The following is a 25,380-nucleotide window of genomic DNA, read 5'->3' on the forward strand; positions in this document are numbered from 1 at the left end:
GAGCAGATAAGCTGATCTAAAATTAATGGCTTGAGTAACAATTAAAATAGTCAATCGTTTGCGCTGTTTTTGATTTTGCTTTTACCTCATGAGTGCCCTATTTTTAAATTAAGTCAACTCAATTTGGCCTTATTAATAACCAAGCACTCAAATGAAACCAAATATGAAATCAGTATGGGTAATGGCGCTAACGGCGATGTGTACCTTAAAGGCAACTGCACAAACGAAAGATCCTGCCCATGTAATCATCTCTCCAAATGCTACCCTATCTAAACTAGACACTACTTTTAGAGGTGCTATTAGTAAATGGAGTAATCAGGCGCTGAAAGAAAAGGATTACAAATTGATAAAGGCGCATCCATCAGCAGCTAACTTCCCGGGGGAAGTTAAGCCCAATTACAAGTTTATTGACCGAGAAGTTAAAATAACCCATCAAAAAAACAGTGATGCATTGGTGCCGATTGTTTCTAAACTGGATTATTCTGGCCAGTGGAGCAATAATCTATACAGTACCGGTTTATATGCCATTGCTGGGGAATACATCGAAATTACGGTTCCAAAAGGCCTGAACACACAAGGTATGATTGTCCAGATTGGTGCACACAGCGATCGTTTAGATCAGTGGGTAGCCGGTAAGGAAGATTGGCGGCGGATGCCATTAGTGGTAAAAAAGGAGGAATTAAAAACAGGAACCCATCGCTTTGCTTCGCCTTTTGGTGGATTGATCTATATTGGTTATCCGCCGCGTGGAGAAAACTGGGAAGCCACTTTTAAAATTACGCACGCCATAGCGTCGCCAAGGTTTATTTTGGGCGTTACTACAGCAGAAGAATGGAAGAAACAACTTCAGGATAACAAAGCACCCTGGGGAGAGTTGGCAACCAAAAACGTAATTATTACTGTAATGGATAGCGTATTGCAAAAAGTTACCGACCCCGAGCATACCATGAAATTATGGGATTTAATTATTGAAGGAGAAATGGATCTGGCTCAGATTCCGTTACCTTTTTACAGGGCGCAACGTTTTGTGGTAGATGAGCATATTGGTGGTGGCTTTATGCACAGCGGTTACCCAATGATGGTTCACCATTCACCAAGCAGAAAAATGATTTCAGCCGATGTGATTGCCAATCCGGAATTGCTGATGAAACCTAGTGGCGGTGGTGCAAACTGGGGCTTTTTCCATGAAATTGGCCACAATATGCAAAATATGGACTGGGTGTTTGGCGGCACCACCGAAGTTAGTAACAACCTCTTCTCCTTATATATGTTTGATAGACTGGTTGGTGGAAGAGACAATAGCCACACCGCAATTTCTAATGCAAGTACGCAGAAAATATTGAAGAGTTACTTTGCCGAAGGCCCATCTTATGAGAAATGGAAGAAAGATCCCTGGACCGGATTAACAACCTTTCGCCAGTTGCAGGAAGGGTTCGGCTGGGAAACCTTCAAAACCTTTTTCAGGGCGTACCATAAGCTTCCTTTTAAAAATGGAAGAGCAAAGGATCAGGAAAAAATTGATTTCTTTGTGAAAACATTCTCTCAATCTGCGAAAAGAAATGTTGCTCCATTTTTTATCCAATGGGGAATTCCCGTTTCGGAAAGCGTCGTCAAGGAATTAGAAATACTTCCAGGTTGGATGCCTTTTAATTTTCCTCCCTTAAACTAGGTGATGAATAGAAGCACAAATAGTAATAACATCTTGATGGCATTTACTTAGGCAATAACAATTAAATATTCTTCAGGTTAAATAATGATGACTGCTGCAAATCTTTGATAAAATGGATTAATAGTTTGCGCATTTCTAAAGATAAATTATCAGTTGGCAATAGTTACTTTCGAACAAGCTGATTCCTTGGGTATGAATAAATCTATTTAAGTTAATATTTTGTACACTTCTGTTTCCTTGTTTTTTATATGTCGCGCAAATAAAAAACAATACAATGTTATGGTTATTCTATTTGATAACCAGTGATTTAATAGTTTTCATGCCTTTGGGAATAGCGATATCCAAACCCTTAATATTTACAGATTGGTAAAAACATTTTTGCTGCCTGAGCTTAACTTCTTAATATTAAAAACGAGCAAGGAACAAAGACTATCGCATTATCTTGACCTTATTTACCGCCAAAAGGAAAGCGTAACTATTAACAGTTTTGTTGCCAGAGCTTAACTATTCTTAACTTCAATGTTCTTAACCATGAAAACGAGAAACACGAAAGAACAAGGAACAATGAGCCAGGACTATTGCTCTAGCTCCATACCTATTTTTTTAGTACCGAAAGATATTACCCAGCCAGGACTAACTATTTAACTCTGGTCAAAATCACATCATCCACATAACAAAAAGCATTCGCATTTCCTTCAGCCACAAAACCGATTTCTACCTTACCAGATTTTACAGGAATTTCTGTTAAGGTTATGGTTTGCCAGTTGGGGTTTGCCGTTTTGATACGCGATTGAAACATGGCACCCACACTCGAAGCATACATTTCAAGCAGATTAAAGCCATCACTATTTTTTATTTTTGCTGAAAGCGTGTAAAGTCCGTCTTCCAGTTTTACAAATGGAGAGGAACCAATCACTTGAAAGGTTTTTCTTTTAAAGTTAACCTGATCACTAAATTGCAGACTCTTTTCTCCAATAACCTGTTTACGGTCGTTTTCTGTATTGAAAAAGTTTAAACTTGGCGATTTAATGCTGTCCAGACTTATTTTATTGCCTTCAAGCACCTGAGTAGTCCAGCCGGTGAGCTGTTCCTGCACAGGTTTGGCAGAGCTGGGAATACGCCTGCGATCGGCTTCAAAACTTCCATTCTTTACATAATTATTATCCGCTGCAACGGTCCATTTACCTGTTTCAATATCAAGGTTCCAGGAACTTAAAGAATTAAAATAGGGTATTTTGCCCTCAAATGAGATAGGGCACCATTGGTTATATCCCAAGCCGTTTCCGGCGAAATTGGCCCAACGATCGCCACAATAAACCACTGTTTCTTGCTCAGTACCTTTTATGGTGTAGAAAAAACCTGTTTGCGATACATGTGCATAATCTTCCGCTGCACCGTTCATAATTTGCATATTATTGGCTGGAAGGTAAGGACCACGAATGTTATCTGCAACCAAATAATAAGCATGTGAAGCATCCCAGCCGTAAATGTTAGAAGCGCACATGTAATAACGGTTCTTGTATTTAAATAAGCAATTACCTTCCCGACTTTCTCCTTTAAAAACTTCAGTACAATCTAACAGATTCACTTTTCCATCTTTAACGCCAATTTCCGAAACATATATTTTATTCCTGCCTCTGCCATAAGAATAGATCAGGTAAGATTTTCCGCTATCTTCATCTGTAAATACCGTTTGATCACCCGTATTGGATGTTCCGATCATTTCCTCCATGCTAATCTCCTGATGCCAGGTGAATTGTCCTGTCGGGCTGTCTGATGTCGTAATTAATACTTTATTGCCATGTTGAACAATTAAAGCATATTTATTTAAGGCTTTTATGTAGGCTACTCCAAGCCGGCCAACCCAGGTTTTATTCGGTTTATTTACTTCCTCAGCAGTGAGCACGTTATTTTCAAATTTCCAGTTTACCAAGTCGGTAGAACTGTAACAGGTTACCGCCTCAAAGTTACTTTTAGCCTGTGTAATGGACGGATTGCGAAGATAAAGCTCGGCCTCTTTGTAGTGAACGCCATACCAATAATACTTCTTTTCCCCTGTAGCAGGATTAGCAAACTTAAAAATTCCACCACCCTGACTATAAATCGGGCGATCATCCTCTGTGTTCCAAAATACGTCGTTTTTGATGTTTCGTTGCTGTGCCTGAGTGGTTTGTAGTCCGGAGACCCCTAATAAAAGTAAAACGAGAATTGGGCTAAGATGTATGCTAAATTTCATTATGTATTGCACTAATTCCTTCATCAACATTTCTGACCGATAAAGGTTTGTTTGAATTATTGGTTAGATGAGAGACGATGAAGTTAGCGATTAAACATTTAATTAAAAAACGACAGGGAAGGGGCTATGCAACAGAAATTTTATAATGGATATAATTTGTGAAAATTCTAAATGGCTATATTTACAGAACCATCCGAGAAAACAAGAAATCTATGTCAATTTATTTAGAGTTTCCATCCATTCAAAATTACCCTGTTTACAAGCCTTTAGAAGATGCGTTGTCTGTTGCTATTAATTGTTTGGTGACAACCGTTGGTGTCGAAGAAAGTAAAGAGCAGTCAGAGGATTAGTCAAAGATTAAGTTAAAAGTTTTAGATTAAAGATCCCGCTCAGTTTTGGCTCTTCTCCAATCCTCTAAAAACTGACCGTATTGCAATTTTGCAGTTTTATTTGGATTACTTAGCGACTGTGCTGTAATCTCCCACTCATCAACAGCTGTTACCTTTGCCTCCTCGTGTAAGATTAAGCTATCTTTTGGAAGATTATCAACACTTACCTTGATAATATCATTTACTTCTACTTGTTGAAATAGAATAAGATTGTGCACCACCCGCCAGACAGGATTTTTAAGGAGATCCTGGAGTTCGTATGAACGATAATAAGGTTTGTTTTTCCCAATTGCACTGGCCACAAAACACTTGTTTTTTGGGTCAAACTGAACTAAAAAACTATGCATTAAAGGGGCAATGAGCTTATCTCCCAGGTAAACTTTTTCACCTTTTTGAGTGAGGAAACCAGTAAAGAATTGTTCTGGATCAAGCATATCGTTTAACATTTTATTAGTTCTTGGCAAATTTATATAAATCAGCAATAAATAGTACTAAATTTCAATTGATGCCTTGGTATTCCTTTGACATTCTAGTGCAAGCATTCATATTTTCAGAGTAATCGCTTAGAGTGAATTTTCTCTTTTTAGTAGCCATGTATTTTTTATAAATTTGGTAAAACCCTAACCGAAAAGCAATGAAGAAAACATTAATGATACTGTTTACAGTATGTGCACTTTTAAGCTGCAAGAAGAAAAATAATGATATAACAAAAGAAACCCTAAGCGGAAAATGGTCTACAGCTGGATATACTATCACCTTGTATAATTCCTCTAATGTGGTGGTTAGCCAAATCGTTGCAGATGCCATAAAAACTTACTGGACTTTTGACGATACTAAAGTTACCTTAACAACTGATAACTACATAGCAGCAAGATCCGCAGAATATACCGTAACTAAAGCACAAAACACTAGATTTCTGCACATTTCGAGCAGTGAGATTGCCATGTATAGCGATTGGGAAATTGTAGAGCAAACCGATAATATTCTGGTGCTTAGTGCAGACGTAACGGATAGAAGTGCGCTTAACTATGGTAATGGCCAGGTGGCAGCCAGAGGAAAAATTACTATACGACTTAATAGGGTTGGTTAACCGAGCTGTTTGTATAGTAATTTGTATAACTAATTGTATAAAAATTGTCTTATTTGTAATTCAAAAAAAATAATTTTTGCATATTAAGAAAAAGTTTCTACCTTTGTTCTTGAGAGCGTTAATTTAGATACGGGCGTATATGCTTAGGCAGTACGTCCGTTTTTTTATGCCCGCTGTTCAAACAGTTGTTGTCATGTTGTTTGTGCTTGTTAACTAGTTAAAAATGCCGGTTGCTAACTGATACCTGCCAAATGCTAAGTATCTTTTTCTAGTTGTGATATTCTAAATATTTCCCTGGTAATGACTGCAACGTTTTCCTTCAGATCGTCTGTGCAGCAGTTCAGTACATTGATAGACACAGATATACCTCCAATTTTTTCACTGAGTTCCATTTGAATGCAACAACCCGAAATGGGATCTTTTTTACCTTTCAGTTTCTTAAATACATTTTTAGCTTCCTTACGGTTTTCGCCTAGCTGAAAGCTTCCATAATAATGGATTCCCACGGGTACCTGTAGGCTTAACGTTATGGAATAGCTGGTTCGCATATTTATTCAACGTTTTTTTTATCAACTTGTTTTAGTAGAAAGGGCATCTGGAGAAGAGATTTTTACAGGGAAAAGGTTGAGAGGAGATCAACTAGGCGAAATTTAAAGGAGTGAATATTTGAGGAGATTGCTTCAGCTCACTCAACCTGGTTTTGCAATGATGAAAGAAATAGACTGTTAACCGAAACTGAGATTTCTTACGTACCTAACGTGGGTTGAATTTATTGGACTTATTTTTTGCCCTGGCAAGCTTAGATGCCTGAGATACCTTAGGTGGTTATAATTTTTTCTTTATCTGAAACCTGCTTTTATAAAATCCGTAGGGCCGCTAGAGACCGCTACGGATATCATTTAGGATGGATTATTGAAAAGTAAAAGTAAATTGCCCGGTTAGCAGGCTTCCGGTAACTTTAGTCGTTTTATTTTTTTGTACAGGAATGGTCACCGGAATCGGATTTACTCCCGGTGGATCTACATCAAGCCATAATGTGCCGTTTGTGGCCAGAATCTTTAATTTTAAAGGTCCATCGGTTGTAGTATTTGTTGTGAAAAAAGGTCGGTGGGTTACTCCAAATTGTGGAATGCCGGAATCGAACCTGAGCGCGGTCATTTCGCCGCGAAGTTCTGCTATAAACTGGGGCGCATCGGTAAAAGATACCTCTATGGCACCAATTTGACGCTGCATAATCAGATCTACTGTTTTATTACCTGTAATGTTACTGGTGGCTTTTGCCATAAAGGTATCTGTGGTTCTATAGTTTTTTTCTCCTTCATAAGGTGCCGAGTAAGCCCATTGCATATAGGCCTCAGCATAAGGCAGCGCTAATGGAGCTGCACCAGGTGCTTCGTAAAGGCGGTTAAGGTTAAACACGGTATTGGAGCCAACAGCCACAAAATTGTAGTTGCGGGATGGTAGGCTGAAGGAAATCTGCCCATAGTTAACATCACCAGCTGATTGTACCTGTCGGGCCACTTCTGCTCCGGTGGATACATCGTAAACTACAATGCTGAGCTGGGTAATGTAGTTTTGTATAGGCTCGGTTTGAAATCCTACATTGGGCTCGCCCACGTTGTGATTTAATCCTCCAATGCGGAAATTTACCGTATACTTTTTGTTGCCGGATCCACCGTTGAAATAGTCTATCAGATCTTTTCTGCAGCCTGCCAGTAGTATCAACTGTGATATTGCTGCAATTAAAATTAATTTTCTCATAAGGCTTTTATTTACAAAGTACAAATATGTATAGTGTATAATAAGGTGTAGAAGTAGATTGTGAATGCGTTTCACAACTAAATAAATAAGGCCTGAAAAATTAGTTTTTACCAGATCCAAAGGCGAGGGACAGATTTTTTTGAAATTTTGACTGGCCTGTTTAATCAATAATGGTAAGGCATGTATAGTTGGTTTTACAGAAGGAGATAGCCATATACTTAATGTTGAGTATTGGATCAAAGCCATTGAAATAAAAAATGCTATTAAAATTCAATAAACCCGGCTTTGTACCCTCTGTGCCTTATCTCTGTGGGCTTTGTGGTTAAAAAAATATAAACCTTGTAAGAAATTGTGAGAACTCCATTATTTTAACCAGTTAATATGATTTTGAATAAACCCGGCTTAGTGCCCTCTGTGCCTTATCTCTATGGGCTTTGTGGTTAAAAATCTTCATTCTCTCAACCAGTTAAAATGATTTTGAATAAACCCGGCTTTGTGCCCTCCTGTGTCTACTCTCTGTGGGCTTTGTGGTTAAAAATCATCATTCTCTTAACCAGTTAAAATGAAATTTAATAAACCCGGCTTTGTGCCCTCCTGTGTCTACTCTCTGTGGGCTTTGTGGTTAAAAAAATATAAACCTTGTAAGAAATTGTGAGAACTCCATTGTTTTAACCAGTTAATATGATTTTGAATAAACCCGGCTTAGTGCCCTCTGTGCCATATCTCTGTGGGCTTTGTGGTTAAAAATCTTCATTCTCTCAACCAGTTAAAATGATTTTGAATAAACCTGTCTTTGTGCCCTCTGTGTCTTCTCTCTGTGGGCTTTGTGGTTAAAAATCATCATTCTCTTAACCAGTTAAAATGAAATTTAATAAACCCGGCTTTGTGCCCTCTGTGCCTTCTCTCAGTGGGCTTTGTGGTTAAAAAATTATTTAACTTGAACTTTCAGTATAATTATTTTATTTTTGAAACGCACTGGATACCTCTGGTAAAGTAATGAAAAAAACAACCCAACTTTCGCCTCCTTTAGCTTAATGCTAAACCTTCAAAAAGGTTCTTTAGGAAATGTTCGTTTCCTGAACGGATTGCTATGTCCGTAAGTCATTTGTTTTAATTATTACATTAAGCGATAACTGTTTCCGCTATCGCATAGTCATTTCATAATGAAAAAATCTTATTTACAGCTGCATGCCGCAGTTTTACTGGCCGGATTTACCGGTTTATTTGGTCGTTTAATTAATTTGAATGAAGGGTTAATCAGCTGGTACCGCCTCCTGATTTCTGCCATTGTAATGGGCGGCTATTTATTACGCAAAAAAATAAGGCCATAAGCTGGACAGAACGCCTAAAAATCGGACTTATAGGCTCGGTACTGGGTATTCATTGGATGTTTTTTTATGGAAGTATTAAATATTCTAACATTTCTGTAGGGGTAGTTTGTTATGCCCTAACCAGTTTTTTTAACGCTATTTTAGCGCCTATTATTAATAAAAAACGCGTTTCCTGGCAAGAAATAAGCCTTAGCGGGATTACACTACTGGGAATTGGGATGATTTTTGGGATGGATTCAAGCTTTAGAGTGGGAATTGCATTAGGGGTCATTTCTTCCATATTCGCAGCATTATTTACCGTTTTAAATGAAAGGCTGGTGAAGAAGTACGATAATAACACCATAATCTTTAATCAAATGGCTGGCGGTTGGATTGGGCTCAGTATGTTACTTCCTGTTTTTCTTTTGTTTTCTCCTGCAGAAACATTGATTCCGACATGGTCGGATTTCGGCTGGCTGATCATGCTATCTGTTTTGTGCACAGTAGTGATGTATTTTTTTATTACCAATGCATTAAAGAAGATTTCTTCTTTCACACTTAGTCTCACTTTCAATCTGGAGCCCTTGTATACCATCATATTGGCCATACTAATTTACCATGAAAATCGATCATTATCCTATGGCTTTTATCTTGGCCTGGCACTTATTCTTATTTCTTTAAGACTCCAAATGTATCGGGTGTCTCAAAGCAAACATGGAGCATAAGAGCAAAAACATTGATTTATTTATTAGCATGGGTCGCGAGAAGCTCGTCGAGGTTTCCGAGGCCCATTGCAAATCCTTCCTTAAATCCCATTTCCAAAGTTTTTTCCAGGTCTTCGAGTTTTTCGTGGTTAATGATAATCGTTACCAAAGTATTTTCCCCATCAGCACTAAAGCTGTTTGTCCACACTGATTGTGGAAAATCGGCCTTTACCTTTCCGTTCTCATCGCAGAAAGCGTCTGCAGCAACATAACTTTTAAACTTGTCTATTGATTTGTAGTCTGCTCTGCACCAGTGTTCTTCTCCTTCGGGAGATACCATGGCATACAGCCAAAACCCACCGACAGTAAAGTCCATCGATTTTGTTTTTACATAATATGGTTTAGGAGCCCACCATTTATCAAGCAGCTCACTGGAGGTCCAGGCTGCCCAAACTTGCTCTACTGGAGCCGCAAAAGCCCTTTTAACAGTAATTGTGTTTTCTTTCTTATCTGCCGAAAAATCAAATTGCAGGTTGCTCATCGTATTATAGATTAAATTGGCAATAAATGAAGTTAATTTCTATCCTCTCCATCCGTTTAAATGATAATGGATTTTAAAGGCAGATTGTTTTGGATTTAATAAAAAATGCAATGTGTTCTACTTTTCTTCTTTAAACTTGCTAAAGCATATTAAGGCTACTAAACAAAGTCCGAAACCTACAATGCCATTCAATCGGAGACCGAAATCATGTCCTGGATCTTTCCCATAAATGGTTAACATGGCAAAAATGGCAATGCCTAAAGTTTGTCCGAGTTTAACGAAGAGATACTTTACCGCGAAGAACATACCTTCATGGTTCTCTCCGGTTTCCTGTGTGTCCTTTTGAGCAATATCGGCCAGAATGGCTGTGGGTAGGATCCCTAAAGCGGCTAAGGGAAAGGAGGCCGAAATCACCAGTAGATAGATTTGTGAGTAGGGGCCAAATGGAAGTTTTCCAAGGAAAAATATGGTAACAAAAATTAAACACAAAACGGCAAATGCAAGGAGTACGAAAGGTTTTTTACCAAATCTGGCCGAACCTAAGGTAACAATGGGGTAGAATAGGAGACTGGTTAATACCATGGCCCCCATAAATTTCCCGCCTTCAGATTCCGGGAGGCCTAAGAGTACGGTACAGAAAAAGAGTAACCCACTGGAAATAATACTTAAAGCGGTATAGAAAGCAAAATCGGATATCAGGTAGTACTTAAAGTTTTTGTTATTGAACGTATTTACAATGGCTGGCCAAAGCGGAATGTGCGTAGGTTTTGCAACCGAAAAATCCTTCTCTTTTATGAAAATAATGGGCAGCATCATCACTATACCCGAAAGAATACATAATCCCCAAATGGCATATTGAATGGCTTCGCTGCGGTTGGACACGGCAAAGTTATCTTGAACTAAGTCTGCAAAATTATTGGTGCATGCTGATAGAATGATTCCCAGTACGAAACCTATTTGCTGATAACTGGATAGCTTTACTTTTTGTTGAGGGGTATGGGTAACTTCTGCCAGTAATGCATTATAGGGGATAATGTAGGTAGTAACCGAAATAAAGAACAGGCAAAGTGTTAAGGTAAGCCACCAGGCATTGTGTAAACTCTCTGTTTTTTCTAAGGGATAGAACACCAGACTGCAAAAAATCATGGCCGGTATAATGGCCCATTTCATAAAGGGCATTCTTCGGCCATTTTTATTGGTGCTGGCATCACTTTTTGAGGCAATGAAAGGATCAAATATGGCATCAACTAATCTTCCCGAAGCGGCAATGATGGAGAGAATATTAAAGGCACCAAGCAAAACCAATTGAGGAACTAAAGGGGGAAGTCCGGCGTTACTCGGTGGCAGATAAAAGTATGGCAACATGACAATAATAATATTGGTCATGATGCTCCATCCCATCATTCCTGCCGCATAGGCAACTTCCTGTTTTCTCGAGAGTGTTTTATTCATTTTTAAGAATGTGTGCTCTTGTTAAACAATCTACTGATGAAATAAAGGAGAAGAAATCCGATAAAAATATATAATCCATTTAATGCCGCATTCGGATCGTCAATATAAATACTAAAAGCAACAAATGTATAGGCAGCAATAAATATTAAGGGCAAAACCGGATATAAAGGAACGGTATAAATTGTTTTTTTATCTAAATGGGCAGTCTTTTTTCTCAATACAAAAAGCGTTGCGGCAGAACTGGCCATGCTGATGCTTTCTAAGAAGATGGTATAGTTTAATATTTTGTCGAATGTTTTGGCGTAGAAGATAATGGTAACGGCAATAAGGGTAAAAACGGTTAAACTAATGGTAATCACATTTGTTTTTGGATTTATTTTGCTGAAAATTTTTGGAAGCGCTCCTTCTTCGCCCATTGCGAACATAGCCCTTGGGTTACTTAAAAGGTTTACGTTTACATAACCCATCACTGAGCAAAAAATAATCACCGAAAGGAGATTAAATCCCGCAGGACCAAATATTTTAGAGGCTAAAATTGCAGCTATGCTTTCTGCAGATTTAAGATTTTCGAAACCAATAACCTTCACGTAGGCATAATTAAGGGCTAGGTATAAAATAACAATGATGGTTAGGCCGATAATAATGGAACGGGGAATAACCCGCTTTGCCTCTTTCACCTCTCCTCCGAAGTTGATGGTTTGTGCATACCCGGCAAAAGAAAAAGAAACTGCAATTAAACACAATCCCAGGGCCTTGCCATAATCGGCCCAGCCCGGCGACATGCCATCAGAAGTTTTGAAGATTGGGCTGGTGGTTTGCTCCTGGTTACCGAAAAAGATAGCCGAAATTAAGGTTAATACCATCCCTATCTTTATAATGGTTAATATATTTTGAGTTTTGGAACTGGCTTTTAAACCCAAAAGATTAATAAGGTAAAAGACAAGAATGGTGGTTATGGCAATGGCTACACGATAATTCTCTGTTTGTAAGGCTTCGGGTAAAATGATTTTACCAACATACTCGGCACCAATAATAGAAATGGCCGCAACAGATGCCGCACTGGAAATAATTACAATGCAGTTAATGGCAAAAGCAATGGAAGGGTGATAGCCTACAGAAAATATTTTGTAATATCCTCCGGTAACCGGGAACCGGGATCCGATCTCGGCGTAAGTTAATGCGCCACAAAAAGCAACAAAACCACCAATAACCCAAGCCAGGTAAAACAGCTCTGGTATCTGTGCTTTGGCTGCAACGTTTACAGGGGTGCGAAAAATTCCCATGCCGATAACCAGGCTCACTACAATCATAGATAAATCGAACAAGGAAAGTTGCTTTTTCTGCTGCATAAAGTTAAAATATGGAAAATGTGCTTAAGATAGGTAAAAGATTGAAAGGAGCAATGAGTGGATGATTGAATGATGGAATGAGTGGATGATGGAATGAGTGGATGAGTGAATGATACAGCAAATGTTATCTTTTTAAATATGTTGATATTTTTAGTTGACAGCCTCGAAGAATAAATCTATTATTGTATAATATTTCGCTATTTAAAAGTTTGATCTATCAAAGCATTAAACTTTAAATATCAAATCATCTCTAAAAAATTGTCATGTTGAATTAAGGATTGCTACCGACATCCCATCGGTCATGCCGCTTTACATCTTAGGGTTAAGGCTTTTCAAACTGACGAACTAAATATATTTATGGCAGAAGTAATTTATAACGACGACAGTATTCGATCATTAGACTGGAAGGAACATATCAGGCTGCGCCCCGGTATGTACATTGGTAAGCTTGGCGATGGCTCTGCTCAGGATGATGGAATCTACGTTTTGTTAAAGGAAATTGTAGATAACTCAATTGATGAGTTTGTAATGGGTACCGGAAAAACGATCGAAATCACCTTGTCTGAACAGAAGGTGAATGTTCGTGACTATGGCCGTGGCATTCCATTAGGAAAGGTGATCGATTGTGTGAGTAAAATAAATACAGGCGGTAAATATGACAGTAATGCCTTTCAAAAATCAGTTGGATTAAATGGCGTGGGTACAAAGGCTGTAAATGCGTTATCTACGAGTTTTACTGTTCAATCTTATCGGGACGGTAAAACCAAGAAAGTGGAATTTACCAAAGGAGAAATTGTTACCGAACAACCTATTATTGACACCACGCAACGCAACGGTACAGCCATTACTTTTTATCCCGATGAAAGCATTTTCCGGAATTACCATTATATCCCGGATTTTGTAGAAAGTATGGTATGGAACTACGTGTTTCTAAATACGGGTTTGACCATTAACTTTAATAATCAAAAATACTTTTCTGAACGCGGTCTTTATGATTTGCTTTCTAAATTTAATAAACCCGAAGAAATTCGTTATCCAATTATCCATTTAAAAGGTAACGATATTGAAATCGCCATGACCCATGGGCAGCAGTATGGTGAGGATTACCATTCTTTTGTGAATGGCCAACATACTACCCAGGGTGGAACACACCAGGCTGCTTTCCGCGAGGCGGTTGTAAAAACCGTTCGGGAGTTTTTCAAAAAAGAGTACGATGCTGCAGATATTCGTTCGTCAATTATCGCTGCTGTTTCAGTTAGGGTTCAGGAGCCTGTTTTCGAATCGCAAACTAAAACCAAATTGGGCTCACTTAACGTTGGTCCTGATGGGCCTTCTGTAAGGACCTTTGTAAACGATTTTGTGAAAAAGGAACTGGATGATTACCTGCACAAACATACAGAGGTTGCTGATGCTTTATTGAAGCGTATTTTACAATCCGAAAGAGAACGCAAAGATATTGCGGGGATCAAAAAACTGGCGAATGACAGGGCTAAAAAAGCCTCCCTACACAATAAAAAACTTCGTGATTGTAAAGTTCATTTCAACAGTACACACGAGAAAAGATATGAAACCACCTTATTTATCACAGAGGGAGATTCGGCATCGGGTTCTATTACCAAATCACGTGATGTAGATACACAGGCTGTATTTAGTTTAAAAGGTAAGCCGCTAAACTGTTATGAACTGACCAAAAAGGTAGTTTATGAGAATGAGGAGTTCAACTTGTTGCAACATGCATTAAATATTGAAGATGGGCTAGATGGCTTACATTATAATAATATTGTAATTGCTACGGATGCTGACGTGGATGGTATGCACATTCGCTTGTTGATGATGACTTTCTTCCTGCAGTTTTTTCCAGATTTAGTTAAGGCCGGCCATGTGTATATTTTGCAAACGCCCCTGTTTAGGGTTAGAAATAAAAAGGAAACCATTTATTGTTACAGTGATGAAGAACGCCGGAATGCAATAGAGAAATTAGGAAGTAAGCCTGAGATTACTCGCTTTAAAGGGCTGGGAGAAATTTCTCCTGATGAATTTGGTCTGTTTATCGGTAAAGACATCAGGCTGGACCCTGTGATTCTTAAAGATCAAACGATCAAGAGCTTGCTGGAATATTATATGGGTAAAAATACACCAGACAGACAGCAGCACATCATCAGAAACCTGCGCATTGAAAAAGATGAAGTAAAAGAAGACCCTAAACCGATTGAAGAGGTTGCATAAAATTCGGCGTTGATCGTTACACAAATCAACGCTATTGAAAACAAAAAAGAACACTGCGCTTAAGTACATCATTGTAATCGCCTTAATCTTATTGATTTTGGTATTAACAATTAGTTCATTCATCAATTTATCAAAAGTACCCTTATCAAAATCGGTTGATAAGATGATTAAGGTACAGAAGGATTTCTCCAAATTGGATAGTTGTATTTTTAAACTATATAATGCAGAGAATAGTTGTAGAATGTATGTTGCCAGTGGGAAAACTGCTCATTACAAAGATTTTGAGCGGGAAATAAAGGCTGTTGCTACTATTATGGATACCATAGAGCAACAGGATATAAAAGAAAAAGCACTTTCAAAAGAAAGTTTTGGGCAGCTCTTACTCCAGAAGAAGTTAAGAACTGCCCAATTTATACAGCTCCGGAGGCTTTCAGATAGCCTGATCAATTTTTCCTATTACGTAGATCACTTTGTGGCGCATAAAAGTCTAAAAAGCCAGCTTTTTACGGCGCGACAATTTAAAAGTATCGTCCATATTGATACCATTAAGCCTAAAACTGTAGCAGCACCTAAAAAGAAGCTTTTGGGAAGAATATTTGCAGCGATATCCAATAAGAAGGGTAAGGAGGCCGATACAGCACAATCGACAACCGTAAAAACGATAATTTCAGCTGATACTTCTTCCGTTAATGTTGCTTATAATAAACTTCAGCTTAAAACGATAAATGAATATTATCAAAAACTGTATAAGATTAATACAAAATTAAAGGATAAAGAAATTGCACTTTTAGATGCTAATCATTTATTAATTAATAGTATAGTTGAGGGATTAAAACAATATAAAATAAAAGAGCATACCTATTACTCCTCTATTCAGCAGGTAGCTAATGCTTCTATTTTGGAGACTATTAAAAAGATCGATACTTTCAGTCTCATTGTCTTCATCCTCCTGATTACCTTAATTATTTTCATTTTCTATGCGATATATAAATTATATCAGAATGAAAGAAAGTTAATAGCCTACAGTAATAAAGTTTCATTAAATGCCATTTCAAAAGGTAAGTTTTTGGCCAATATGAGTCATGAAATCAGAACACCATTGAATTCTATAATTGGCTTTTCTGAGCAGTTAACGCAGTTGGAGTTGGCAGGTAAGCAAAAAGAGCAACTGGGGGCAATCCGGAATTCATCCCTCATATTGTTGGATGTAGTAAATGATATTCTTGATTTTTCGAAATACGAAATTGGAAAGGTAAGCTTAGAGAAAAGGCCATTTTCGCCCTATTCGGCAATAAAAGATATTTTTGAAAGTATTAAAATTCAATCTGGAACAAAACAAATTGGATTCGAGTTGAACTGGACTAGGGATCAGACGATTTTCGTACTTGGAGATCCCTTGAGGTTAAAACAAATAGTAATTAACTTGTTAGGGAATGCAATCAAATTCACCCACACAGGAAAAGTAACATTGATTGGAAGTTTAAAACCAGAAACAGGTAAGAAATTAAGGTTAAAGGTAAGTGTTATTGACACGGGACTTGGAATAAGCAAGGAAAACCAGGAAGTGATTTTTGATGAATTTGCTCAGGTTTATTATTCTTCTACCAAACAATCTTATCAGGGAACAGGATTAGGTCTTGCCATATGCAAAAGGATTGTAGAGTTACACGGCGGAAACATTGAAGTGAATAGCGAGGAGAACAAAGGATCAATCTTTTCATTTGAAATCCCATATGAACAAATAGATCAAGCTGAAGTTAAAAATGGTTCGGTTAATCAAGTTATAGATAATCAGCGACTGGCGGGTAAAAGAATTTTGTTGGCCGAAGATAATGCATTGAATATTCTATTGGCCAAAACTATCCTGGAAAAATATGAAGTAATTTTTGATTCAGCAAATGACGGAAAAGAGGCTTTGGAATTGTTTAATCACAAAACTTACGATATCATCTTAACCGATGTTCAGATGCCAGAGATGGGAGGGGTAGAGCTGGCAAAGGAAATTAGAGCACATGCCAGCGAGGATAAAAGAACCATTCCTGTTTTGGGTATTACTGCTAATATCATGCAAGAAGATCGTGTAGTTTACCTAAAATCGGGCATGAATGAATTGGTTATAAAGCCCTTTTTGGAGCAAGAGCTTTTGGATAAAATTCTAAAATTTATTCGATAGATTCTTTATTCTTTCAACCACCTTAGATATATAAGGCCTTGTAGCGAGAGGAGTTTTTATACTATGTTCTTGATACTAAATACTTGATACTAGATTCTTGATACTTTTCTCTTCCCCACTAATCGCGCACATTCACTGTATCTTCGGGGTGTTGCGGAGGCAAAACATCAACTTTCTTTTCAATAATCGTAATTTTAGTATGCACTGCATATTTACTTGGGCTAATCCCCCCATCGTATTTTTCTGAATAAGCTTGGGTAAATTCTGCCCCAAAATAGAGTATAATTGAGGTATAATATATCCACAATAAAATCACAATGATAGAGCTGGCGGCACCAAATGCAGAGCCGGGATTACCTTTTTCAATATAAATACCGATTATATATTTACCCAATCCAAAAAGAACTGCTGTAAATAATGCGCCAATAATGGCCGATTTCCATTTGATATTTACATCGGGTAGCACTTTAAATATGATGGTAAACACAGCAGTTACCGCTGCTATCGTAATTACATTGTTCAGAATGTAGATTAAAAGTGCCATGGTATCATTGGCAACCGGTATCACATCATCTATCTTACTTTCAGATAATAGGGAAACCAGTTTTTCGCCTAAACCTACCACCAAACCGTTAATTACCAAAGAAACTAAAAGCAGGAAGCCCATAGATACCACCAGTGAAAAGGAGAGGAGCCTGTTGGTAATCATTTTTAGCCAACCCTTTTTGGGGACAGCCTTTACCTTCCAGATGAGGTTTATGCTGTCTTGAATTTCTATAAATATTGCTGTAGCACCTACTACTAAAGTTGCAATACCAATAATCAAACCAAGTGTAGATTGACCTGTTTTATTGGCATTCTCTACGAATCCTTTAATTTGAAGAGCAGCCTTGTCGCCAACCAATTCAGTTACCTCTACGAAAAACTTGTCGCGTGTTTTCATCTTATCTCCAAAAAATAAAGTTGCAGATGAAAGCACGATAATGATTAAGGGAGTGAGAGAGAAAATTGTATAGTAGGCCAGTGAAGCACTTAATTTTGTTACTCTATCTTCTATAAAACCTTTCCCTGCGGCTATAAAGAGATGATATATTGCTATAAAAAAATGCTTTACTTTTCTAACTAACTTCATAAGATCTAAAAAGGGTATCCGATACCAATATTGTAAATTAAATTCTGTTTTCTCCAGTCTTTGTTGCCAAAATCAATGTCGTCTATCACCCAGCGCTGACCAGAAGGTAAATACGGTTTGCGAATTGGAAAGGCCACATCCAGGCGAATAACAAAGATAGTCGCATCTACACGTACACCTGCACCCGTACCCACGGCCATTTCTTTAAAGGCGTTTTTCAATTTAAATTCTGAACCAGGTCTGGCAGAACCAGGCTCATCAGGATTACCCAGATCTTCTTTTCTTAACCAGATATTACCAGCGTCGGCAAATACTGCGCCATATAATATGCTTACCAGTTTGAATCGTAATTCGGTATTGAGCATCAGTTTAACATCTCCACCCTGATCTGCAAAGATTGCATCGTCGGGAACTTTATAGGTTCCTGGTCCCAATGTTCTGGCAGGAAAAGCCCGGATATCATTACTACCACCTGCAAAAAACTGCCTGACAAAGGGTAATGATGTGCTGTTTCCATAGGCATATCCATAACCAAGATTCAACCGGTTGGCCCAAATCAGGTTACGGTTAATTTTATAGTAATCTCTAAAATCGGCTTCTACCCGAATAAATTGCGTTAGCGGAACATTGAAAATAGACTTCTGTCCATTTTCATCTTTGGGTATAAACATTCCCCATACATTTCCACCTGTTTCTAAGCCCCCATAGAAATACATATTGTTTCTTCTCGAATCTTCCATCTGGTTAGTATACGTAAAGTTGTAATTACTTCCGATGATGAATTGACGTTCCAAGGTTGTTCTGAGCAAAGGGTTAGTAGCATATAACCGCTGTTCAACGCTATCCGAAGGAAAACCAGGTTTTACAAAGTTTACCGAGATCGGATTGAAAGTATGCTCTTTATATTGGTTTTCTTTAAAGTTATAACCAAATTCTCCCTTAAATGAGCTCAGGTTATATTCAGAGCCTCTATTAATGAATTGATAAGAAAGTGATGCTATGGTTTTAGGGATAAAGGCATTTGTACTATTCGGTTTGTAGAAGGGCACAATAAAGCGCGGGAAAGTTAATTTACCTTCCGCAGTAAGCGATAAAGAGTTTTTCCCTTGGGATGTTCCTTTTACCTGAGTTTCAAACCCACCACTTACACTTACATCCAGTTGTTCTGCGCCCCTGAATAAATTACGGGTAGTTTGGGTAACCTTTACTTCAGAACCCACAAAGTTGTTCGATTTGCTCGTTCCGGTCACGGAGAAACTCAATGAGTTTTTCTTTAAAGGCGTGAGGTAAATATTCAGATCGAGCTGGTTATTTTTAAAACTATCTATGGGTAAAAACTCGGCCCTAACATCTTGAAAAGCACCAATATTAACCATCCTGTTTAAGGATTGATTGTGATCCTTCCGGTTATAGTATTCTCCTTTTTGAAAGAAAACTAAACGGTCGAAAAGTCTTGGCTTAAAGGTATTCCTGTTATCATAAATATTAAAATCATGGTATTGCAAAGGTTTTAACCGGCGTAAAACACTATCTCTCCGTAAGGTGTAATTAGGGTAGATATTAATATTTTTAATGGTGTAGGGCTTTAAACCGGCATCTGGGGCAATATCTTTAACCTTAACCCGAATGTTCACCAAGTTTTTTCCAATGGTGCTATCTACCTGGAGGATTAAGTACTCAGGACTAAAATAAAAATACCCGGCTTCTTTCAGGTCATTGTCTATGCGGATGCGTTCATTTTTATACACATCCAGGTCGTAGAAATTCCCAACTTTTAATAAACTCTCGTTTTTGTGTTGGTTAATAATATTGGTTAAAACCCCTGAATCAGGAGGAAAGGTAATTTTATTGATTTTATATCTATTTCCTGTATTGGCCGTATATACTGCCTTTCCCTTTTTGGCTTTTACATTTAAAACTGTATCGCCTGTTACTTGGGCCTGCAAATATCCCTGACTAATGAGGTAACTTGTCAATACATCGTTATTGTACTTTAGTTTAACATCGTTTACCAGAACAGGTGGTTCGCCTTTTCTCCTTAACCAGTTTCTAAAACCCTTTGGCTTTTTAGGCTCTCCGGCCAGGTTATAAATGGCAAGTTTGTATTTAATGCCTAAAATAGATTTATTTGGTTGGGGCCTGGTTTTAGCTTCGAGATCTTGTTTTACTTGTTTCTGATTGTCTATTCTGGCTGAAGAATCGGGATTAATATCCACCTCAGCACCTGTGTATAGGTATTGACCTGGCTTTAGCGATTTGGTAGAACTACATCCGGCCCAAACTAAGCAGGCCAGAACAAATAATGATGGTCTAATTAGTTTTTTCATTCGGTTGTTTTTGTTCCATATTTCTTAATCTTACTCTTTTCTTTTGGAAAATCTCTTTGAACCTATTATAATCCACTACCAGGGTGAAGCCCAGTCCTGTTTCAATAATTTGGCCCTCAATTACACTTTCATTCTGATTTCTCCTGTATGCCCGCAAGCGATATCTTCCATCGGCAGAGAGGGCATATTCTACGTTAACATTACCGGCAATATTGGTGGCGTTTTGACCAGGAGCCTGCGGGCCTTCCAAGCCGAATGAGCTTCCAACAGTTACAGTTAGCCTGTCGTTCAATAATTTTTTAGATAAACCCACTTCCAGATCGGTTTTCTGTTGCAACGATCCCGTTGAGTAATCTTCTGATGAATTGACACCAAAGTTCAACTCTACACCTTGAATTAAATCTGATGCCAGGTTGTTCAGTTGCTCTTCTAATAATTTACTTACGCTAGAGCGTGCAAGTGTTGAAAGGCCACCTCCACCGCCAGCAAGACTTTGAAAGGGATTGTTGGCAATGAAACGTTCAAAGGCCAGTAAAGCAAAAACCTGTTTGTTTAATTCGCTCTCGTTACGGTTTACGTTTATTAATTTGGTGTAAACCTGACCATCTAATGCCCCTCGTTCATTTTCTGGTAAATCAATTTTGAAAGAGATAGTCGGTTTTAATAATTCACCTTTCATCATCAGATATACCTGAAACGGAAGCTTGGTTTTCGCCTGTGCATAATCCGGATCATTTAATAAATCAATTGGTGCTGCATTAACCTCATAAAGCGCGGTTAAATTTACATTGGCTGCGGTAGGTTCACCTGTCCATATAATCGTACTTCCTTTAACAATTTTAAAATCTCTTTTTACCACGGCAACCGTTAAGTTGTAAGAGCCCTCTACCACTTCATAACGACCGGTCATACTCATTTTGCCACTTGGATCCATGGTAAAGTTTAAATCGGCATCGCCTCTAACTTTTAAATTATCACCGTTAGATGGATCTACAACAACATTCAACTCTGCCTGTGGATCAATATTAATATCGGCAACCAAGTTGAAGCCTTTAATGGGTGATTTACTAATGCTGTCTACCTTCAATGCTTTTTGGCCGTTAAATGGCGGGGCATCTTCATCAATAAATTGGACAATCCCTTCTTGATCAATAATTGCAGGATCGTTGGCAGGTAAGGCAAAGAAGAACTTGGTACCTTTGTTTACCTTTACATTCATATTGATGTCGGGCTGATTAAGATCCCCGCGAACTTTTATATCGCTCGTTACAAAAACAGTCCCGTAAATCATCTCATTATTTGCTGCCGTAGAGTTGATTAATCTGAAATTATTCATTCGAACATCTAATCCAAACTTGTAATCTTTAAAATCAGTAGTAGCAATTTTGCCATTAATAGTCGCTTTTTGATTCAAGGAATCAATCAACGTGAAATTATTAAAACTAATTCCTTCATTATTGAAGGAGATTTTTTCATTTGGCATTCGGAAATATGAGTTCACGTAAGCCACATTGATACCTGCATTGTTAAAGGTTAAATCGCCCAATACTTTTGGAGCAGTAAGCTCACCTTTTACCGTAAAAGCACCACTCACGTAGCCCGTTCCATTTTTAAGCTGGCCTGCCGATAAACTCTCTACATTTTTGAGTTCAATTTTGTCAATGTTAATGGTTAAATCGAGTGCACTTTGAGGTGCAGTGTAATAGAAACCATTCGCCCTTAATTCATGCACGCCCGTTAAGGCAACATTTACCTCAAAGGCATTTTCCGTATTATTATTTACAGCTACCCTTAAAGTTCCCAGCTCATCCTTGAGGTAACGCAACTGGTCAATGCTTAAGTTGGCTTCAAATTTTGGATTACTAGCCAGATCTTTAACATTCGCGGTACCATTTAACCGGCCACCTACAAGGGTAGTATCTGTTTCTGCAAATTTTGTTAAGGTTTCCAGCTGAAAGTCTTTGAATTCTATCGCTAAAGGGGCATTTGGCTCAGTAGGATTACTGTTTATGCTTAAAGACTGGCCGCTGTTGCTAATTTGAAACTGGTTAACCAGGATACCTGATGAGCCGAACTGAATGTAATTCTCTGGCGATACCACCCATTTTTGATAATCGAGCAATAGTTTTTGCGGATCAAGGCTGAATTTGAAATCCTTCTCAATAGATTGAAAGGTACCTCCGATAACATATTTGTTTTTCAACTGCCTGTCTCTCAAAAACACATTAACACCCAGGTTGTTGTTTGCAGCCTCACCGCTAAGCTCAGTATTAAATAGGGCAATTGAAGGACTTTGTAAACCCTTAACCGTTAAGCTATAGGTTATTTTATTATTGTCGTTGTTAATGTTTAAACGGGTAGTGTCTATCTTGTAATCTCCATAAACAATCTGTGGGAAATTACCTTGAATTTGCAGACTATCCTTCTGAGTATCTATTAAGCCATAAAATTGAGAAGGTTTAAAGACCGTTAGTTCTGGCACAAATTGTTTTAGCAATTTGGAATCATAAACCTGAACGGCAAACCTTAAGCGTTGATCCGGAATTTTGGTCACCTTGCCAAAGGCATAATATTTATTAATCTCATTGATCACAGCACTACCCACCTGACTTAACTGATACTTGCCATCAATTTTAGCAGAAAGAATTTCAGATTTAAGCGTAAGCTCATTCTCGGTCGCTGTAGATTTTGCCCTCACCGAAATTGTATCTACGTTAATCCTTTGCTGATCTTTTACCACTTGCAAGCCCGTAACATCTACTGTTCCATTTAAATAGTCGGCATCGGCCGTTTGGAGGTCTACTTTTACTACACCAGCAGCACTTAAAACCGTGGGACTAAAGTTTAAGGCTTGAAGATTAACCTGTTTTAGGTTTAAATCTGCTTTCACTGCCGGATATTTTCCCGCTAAGTTGACGTTGGCAGTCAAATTAAAGTTGGCATTGCTATCAGGCATACTGCTTTTGATATTCACCTTCTGGTTACTGTAGTTTCCGGCTAAACTGAGGTTTCGGTAAGTGTACTTGTTGTAATAAGCGCTGAGCACTTTAGCATTAAACTTTGCATTGATTTTTTTAGCATCCAAACCAATACCTGTCACATCAGCCTTTGCAGAAACTCTTCCTAATTTAGGCTGCATTTTTAAAAGTCTACCTACATTGAAGTTATTCAAACTAATGTTGGCCTTATAGCTTTCCCTATTTTTCGGACCTTTCATGCCTGCTGTTAAAATAGCGCCCCCCATATCCGTTTGTACGTTAAGGTTGGTGTTGAAATCTGTCATCGAACCTTTAAAATTTCCCCGGGCATTAATTACATTAGGTAATTCAATGCTTGGTGGCAGCGATTTTTTCGGCACAACCACCAGGATATCACTTTTGGTGAGATACAGCTTCTTGATATTTAAATCGAGGTAGGTTTTATTAATATCTGGCAGGCCTTTAGCTTTTCCACTGATATCTATTTGGATGTTTCTTAATCCGCTTATCTGCAAACGCGGAATATTTAAATTGTTTAAATAGCCGTTAACATCTGCATTTAACTTAAGCTTTTCATTTCGATAATTGGCTGGAATAGCATCACTAAAGAAGCCAGCATCTTTTAATCCTATGGTGGTGTTTTTAAAATTCAGGCTCAGTTTTACTCTTTCCGGATGCTTGGTTAAGTCATCCATAGAAGTGAAATTGAGTTCTGTCGCGTTCTCAATCGTTGTGTTTGGCGTTTTCAGGATAAAATTGGCCAGCTTAATCATCTTATCATTATACACGGCATCACCTTTTAGTTCGTTCAAAACAAAACCACTTTTTTCTTTAAGCGAGCCGTTTTTTACATTAGCCTTTATCCCTGCTGCACTGTAACTTACATTGCTGGCACCCAGGTTCAAACCATCAATTTTCAGGTGGTTAAAATCCATCCCTTTTGCCAATGGTTTTGCACCTAAATTATCAAATTTAACACTATTTTCGGCCAGACTAATGTTTTTAATGGCTAAAGCCAATGGAGAGGTTTCGGCAACAACGGTATCTTTTACTTTTTTCAGATCATTGCTCGGAGCAGGCTTAAAGGCAAATAGTATGTTGGATTTATTTAGGTGCGCATCCTCTACTTCATACTTACTATGAGTGAGGTCAACTTTTAAATTCACAAGTCCGAGGTCATTCACATCAGCGATAGCCTTTGTTGTAGTAATCTGGTCGTCGTAGTTAACCTTTACCTGGTTAAAAGTAAATTTTTGCACTTCAATAAAGGGTAGCTTGCCCTGTTCTACATGTGCGCTGTCTACACTGTTGGTGATATGTTGTACCAACTGGGTGAGGGGTTTTTGTTGTGTATATTGAAGTGAAGTCTTATTCAGTGTCAGCTCTTTAATCACGTAGTGTTGGTTAGCCAAATCAAAATCCTTTATTTTGGTGTTAAAGGCGCCTAAATAAAGTTTTACATTATTTCCAGCTACATCATCAATGTAGTTGATGCCAATGTCTTCGAAAGAGACTTTATCAACAGAAAATTTAAGGGTTGATGTGGTGTCTTTGTCCACTTTTTCTTCAGGTTTTTTCTGCTCCGTCATAAAAGCATCTACCAAAAAGGAAAAATTGAAAGTAGTATCTGGATTAATGCGCTTTACATTGGCTCGAACAGTTTTCAGCTCAATGTTATTCACTTCTACTGTGTTTTTTAGTAGTTTGAAAAGGCTAATGTCAACGGCTAGTTTTTCAGTGTACAAAAGGGTATCGCCCTTTTTGTCTTCGATATAAAACTTATTCAGTACAACATCTTTCGGAAGGGCGATTTTGATGCTTTCCAGGCTGATCTCTGTTTTAGTTTTCTTTTTAAGGTAGCTGATGGCTTTATCCTTGACAAAATTTTGTACTGCGGGAATATTTAATGATAGGGCAAGCCCTACAACGAGTATAATGATGCTTGCAACTACCCAAAGTATAATTTTTAAACTTTTACGTACGTATTTATTCAAAGCTGTTGTGTTTGGTGTTTTACTAAAAGCTAAAAGTATGCCATCAAAA

General features: G+C 38.0%; 16 protein-coding genes. 6 read left to right on the top strand and 10 right to left on the bottom strand.

What is annotated here, in order from left to right:
• Window positions 1-163: 163 nt before the first annotated feature.
• Complete coding sequence (locus tag BMX11_RS08405) at window positions 164-1,669, top strand: M60 family metallopeptidase (protein WP_175474511.1); 1,506 nt, start codon at window positions 164-166, stop codon at window positions 1,667-1,669.
• A gap of 637 nt (window positions 1,670-2,306) precedes the next feature.
• On the opposite strand, the gene BMX11_RS08410 is transcribed toward BMX11_RS08405, so the two are convergent.
• Both BMX11_RS08410 and BMX11_RS08415 read right to left on the bottom strand, forming a co-directional pair.
• Window positions 2,307-3,905 (bottom strand): family 43 glycosylhydrolase, encoded by a 1,599-nt coding sequence (locus BMX11_RS08410; protein ID WP_090883651.1) that lies wholly within the window; start codon window positions 3,903-3,905, stop codon window positions 2,307-2,309.
• 376 nt (window positions 3,906-4,281) lie between these two features.
• On the bottom strand, window positions 4,282-4,728 hold the full coding sequence (locus BMX11_RS08415; protein WP_139180149.1) for a hypothetical protein: 447 nt from the start codon (window positions 4,726-4,728) through the stop codon (window positions 4,282-4,284).
• A gap of 200 nt (window positions 4,729-4,928) precedes the next feature.
• Here BMX11_RS08415 and BMX11_RS08420 point away from each other — a divergent pair, with 200 nt between their 5' ends.
• Window positions 4,929-5,384, top strand: coding sequence for a hypothetical protein (locus BMX11_RS08420; protein ID WP_090883422.1), 456 nt, complete (start codon window positions 4,929-4,931; stop codon window positions 5,382-5,384).
• A gap of 254 nt (window positions 5,385-5,638) precedes the next feature.
• Here BMX11_RS08420 and BMX11_RS08425 read toward each other — a convergent pair whose 3' ends face one another.
• Together BMX11_RS08425 and BMX11_RS08430 are read right to left on the bottom strand one after the other, a co-directional pair.
• Complete coding sequence (locus BMX11_RS08425; RefSeq protein WP_090883424.1) at window positions 5,639-5,932, bottom strand: hypothetical protein; 294 nt, start codon at window positions 5,930-5,932, stop codon at window positions 5,639-5,641.
• Between the two features lie 361 nt (window positions 5,933-6,293).
• The gene (locus BMX11_RS08430) at window positions 6,294-7,145 is read right to left on the bottom strand and encodes a FimB/Mfa2 family fimbrial subunit (RefSeq protein WP_175474512.1); all 852 of its coding nucleotides are present in this window, start codon (window positions 7,143-7,145) and stop codon (window positions 6,294-6,296) included.
• A 1,163-nt stretch (window positions 7,146-8,308) separates the two neighbouring features.
• On the opposite strand from BMX11_RS08430, the gene BMX11_RS24635 reads away from it, so the two are divergent.
• Together BMX11_RS24635 and BMX11_RS08435 are read left to right on the top strand one after the other, a co-directional pair.
• A complete protein-coding gene (locus tag BMX11_RS24635) occupies window positions 8,309-8,476 on the top strand; it encodes a hypothetical protein (RefSeq protein WP_245738615.1) in 168 nt (55 codons plus the stop codon).
• Window positions 8,477-8,532: 56 nt separating this feature from the next.
• Window positions 8,533-9,180, top strand: coding sequence for a DMT family transporter (locus tag BMX11_RS08435; protein ID WP_245738616.1), 648 nt, complete (start codon window positions 8,533-8,535; stop codon window positions 9,178-9,180).
• A 16-nt stretch (window positions 9,181-9,196) separates the two neighbouring features.
• Here BMX11_RS08435 and BMX11_RS08440 read toward each other — a convergent pair whose 3' ends face one another.
• The 3 genes from BMX11_RS08440 to BMX11_RS08450 form a co-directional block, all read right to left on the bottom strand.
• Entirely contained in the window at window positions 9,197-9,700 is a 504-nt protein-coding gene (locus tag BMX11_RS08440; protein ID WP_090883428.1) for an SRPBCC family protein, read from the bottom strand.
• Window positions 9,701-9,817: 117 nt separating this feature from the next.
• Window positions 9,818-11,152 carry an MFS transporter gene (locus BMX11_RS08445; protein ID WP_090883430.1) on the bottom strand — a complete coding sequence of 445 codons (1,335 nt, stop codon included), beginning with the start codon at window positions 11,150-11,152 and terminating at the stop codon, window positions 9,818-9,820.
• 2 nt (window positions 11,153-11,154) lie between these two features.
• Window positions 11,155-12,501, bottom strand: a complete 1,347-nt coding sequence (locus BMX11_RS08450) for an APC family permease (RefSeq protein WP_090883433.1) — start codon at window positions 12,499-12,501, stop codon at window positions 11,155-11,157.
• A gap of 357 nt (window positions 12,502-12,858) precedes the next feature.
• Here BMX11_RS08450 and BMX11_RS08455 point away from each other — a divergent pair, with 357 nt between their 5' ends.
• Together BMX11_RS08455 and BMX11_RS08460 are read left to right on the top strand one after the other, a co-directional pair.
• The gene (locus tag BMX11_RS08455; protein ID WP_090883435.1) at window positions 12,859-14,727 is read left to right on the top strand and encodes a DNA topoisomerase IV subunit B; all 1,869 of its coding nucleotides are present in this window, start codon (window positions 12,859-12,861) and stop codon (window positions 14,725-14,727) included.
• 34 nt (window positions 14,728-14,761) lie between these two features.
• Window positions 14,762-16,900: an ATP-binding protein gene (locus BMX11_RS08460; RefSeq protein WP_139180150.1), complete on the top strand. Its 2,139-nt coding sequence runs from the start codon at window positions 14,762-14,764 to the stop codon at window positions 16,898-16,900.
• 118 nt (window positions 16,901-17,018) lie between these two features.
• Here BMX11_RS08460 and BMX11_RS08465 read toward each other — a convergent pair whose 3' ends face one another.
• The 3 genes from BMX11_RS08465 to BMX11_RS08475 are packed head-to-tail and all read right to left on the bottom strand — an operon-like array spanning window position 17,019 to window position 25,331.
• Window positions 17,019-18,032, bottom strand: a complete 1,014-nt coding sequence (locus tag BMX11_RS08465; RefSeq protein WP_090883438.1) for a YihY/virulence factor BrkB family protein — start codon at window positions 18,030-18,032, stop codon at window positions 17,019-17,021.
• Window positions 18,033-18,037: 5 nt separating this feature from the next.
• Window positions 18,038-20,359 carry a translocation and assembly module lipoprotein TamL gene (gene tamL, locus BMX11_RS08470; protein ID WP_090883440.1) on the bottom strand — a complete coding sequence of 774 codons (2,322 nt, stop codon included), beginning with the start codon at window positions 20,357-20,359 and terminating at the stop codon, window positions 18,038-18,040.
• Window positions 20,343-25,331 carry a translocation/assembly module TamB domain-containing protein gene (locus tag BMX11_RS08475; protein ID WP_090883442.1) on the bottom strand — a complete coding sequence of 1,663 codons (4,989 nt, stop codon included), beginning with the start codon at window positions 25,329-25,331 and terminating at the stop codon, window positions 20,343-20,345. The genes tamL and BMX11_RS08475 overlap by 17 nt, the downstream gene beginning before the upstream one ends.
• Window positions 25,332-25,380: the final 49 nt, after the last annotated feature.

Source organism: Pedobacter rhizosphaerae, assembly GCF_900111155.1.
In the GTDB taxonomy this organism is placed as follows: domain Bacteria; phylum Bacteroidota; class Bacteroidia; order Sphingobacteriales; family Sphingobacteriaceae; genus Pedobacter; species Pedobacter rhizosphaerae.

Coding starts and splice junctions, on each gene's coding strand:
- BMX11_RS08430 (WP_175474512.1), bottom strand. CDS start 7,145: ATGAGAAAATTAATTTTAATTGCAGCAATATCACAGTTGATACTACTG.
- BMX11_RS08440 (WP_090883428.1), bottom strand. CDS start 9,700: ATGAGCAACCTGCAATTTGATTTTTCGGCAGATAAGAAAGAAAACACA.
- BMX11_RS08445 (WP_090883430.1), bottom strand. CDS start 11,152: ATGAATAAAACACTCTCGAGAAAACAGGAAGTTGCCTATGCGGCAGGA.
- BMX11_RS08405 (WP_175474511.1), top strand. CDS start 164: ATGAAATCAGTATGGGTAATGGCGCTAACGGCGATGTGTACCTTAAAG.
- BMX11_RS08410 (WP_090883651.1), bottom strand. CDS start 3,905: ATGAAATTTAGCATACATCTTAGCCCAATTCTCGTTTTACTTTTATTA.
- BMX11_RS08415 (WP_139180149.1), bottom strand. CDS start 4,728: ATGCTTGATCCAGAACAATTCTTTACTGGTTTCCTCACTCAAAAAGGT.
- BMX11_RS24635 (WP_245738615.1), top strand. CDS start 8,309: ATGAAAAAATCTTATTTACAGCTGCATGCCGCAGTTTTACTGGCCGGA.
- BMX11_RS08420 (WP_090883422.1), top strand. CDS start 4,929: ATGAAGAAAACATTAATGATACTGTTTACAGTATGTGCACTTTTAAGC.
- BMX11_RS08455 (WP_090883435.1), top strand. CDS start 12,859: ATGGCAGAAGTAATTTATAACGACGACAGTATTCGATCATTAGACTGG.
- BMX11_RS08465 (WP_090883438.1), bottom strand. CDS start 18,032: ATGAAGTTAGTTAGAAAAGTAAAGCATTTTTTTATAGCAATATATCAT.
- BMX11_RS08435 (WP_245738616.1), top strand. CDS start 8,533: ATGTTTTTTTATGGAAGTATTAAATATTCTAACATTTCTGTAGGGGTA.
- BMX11_RS08425 (WP_090883424.1), bottom strand. CDS start 5,932: ATGCGAACCAGCTATTCCATAACGTTAAGCCTACAGGTACCCGTGGGA.
- BMX11_RS08450 (WP_090883433.1), bottom strand. CDS start 12,501: ATGCAGCAGAAAAAGCAACTTTCCTTGTTCGATTTATCTATGATTGTA.
- tamL (WP_090883440.1), bottom strand. CDS start 20,359: ATGAAAAAACTAATTAGACCATCATTATTTGTTCTGGCCTGCTTAGTT.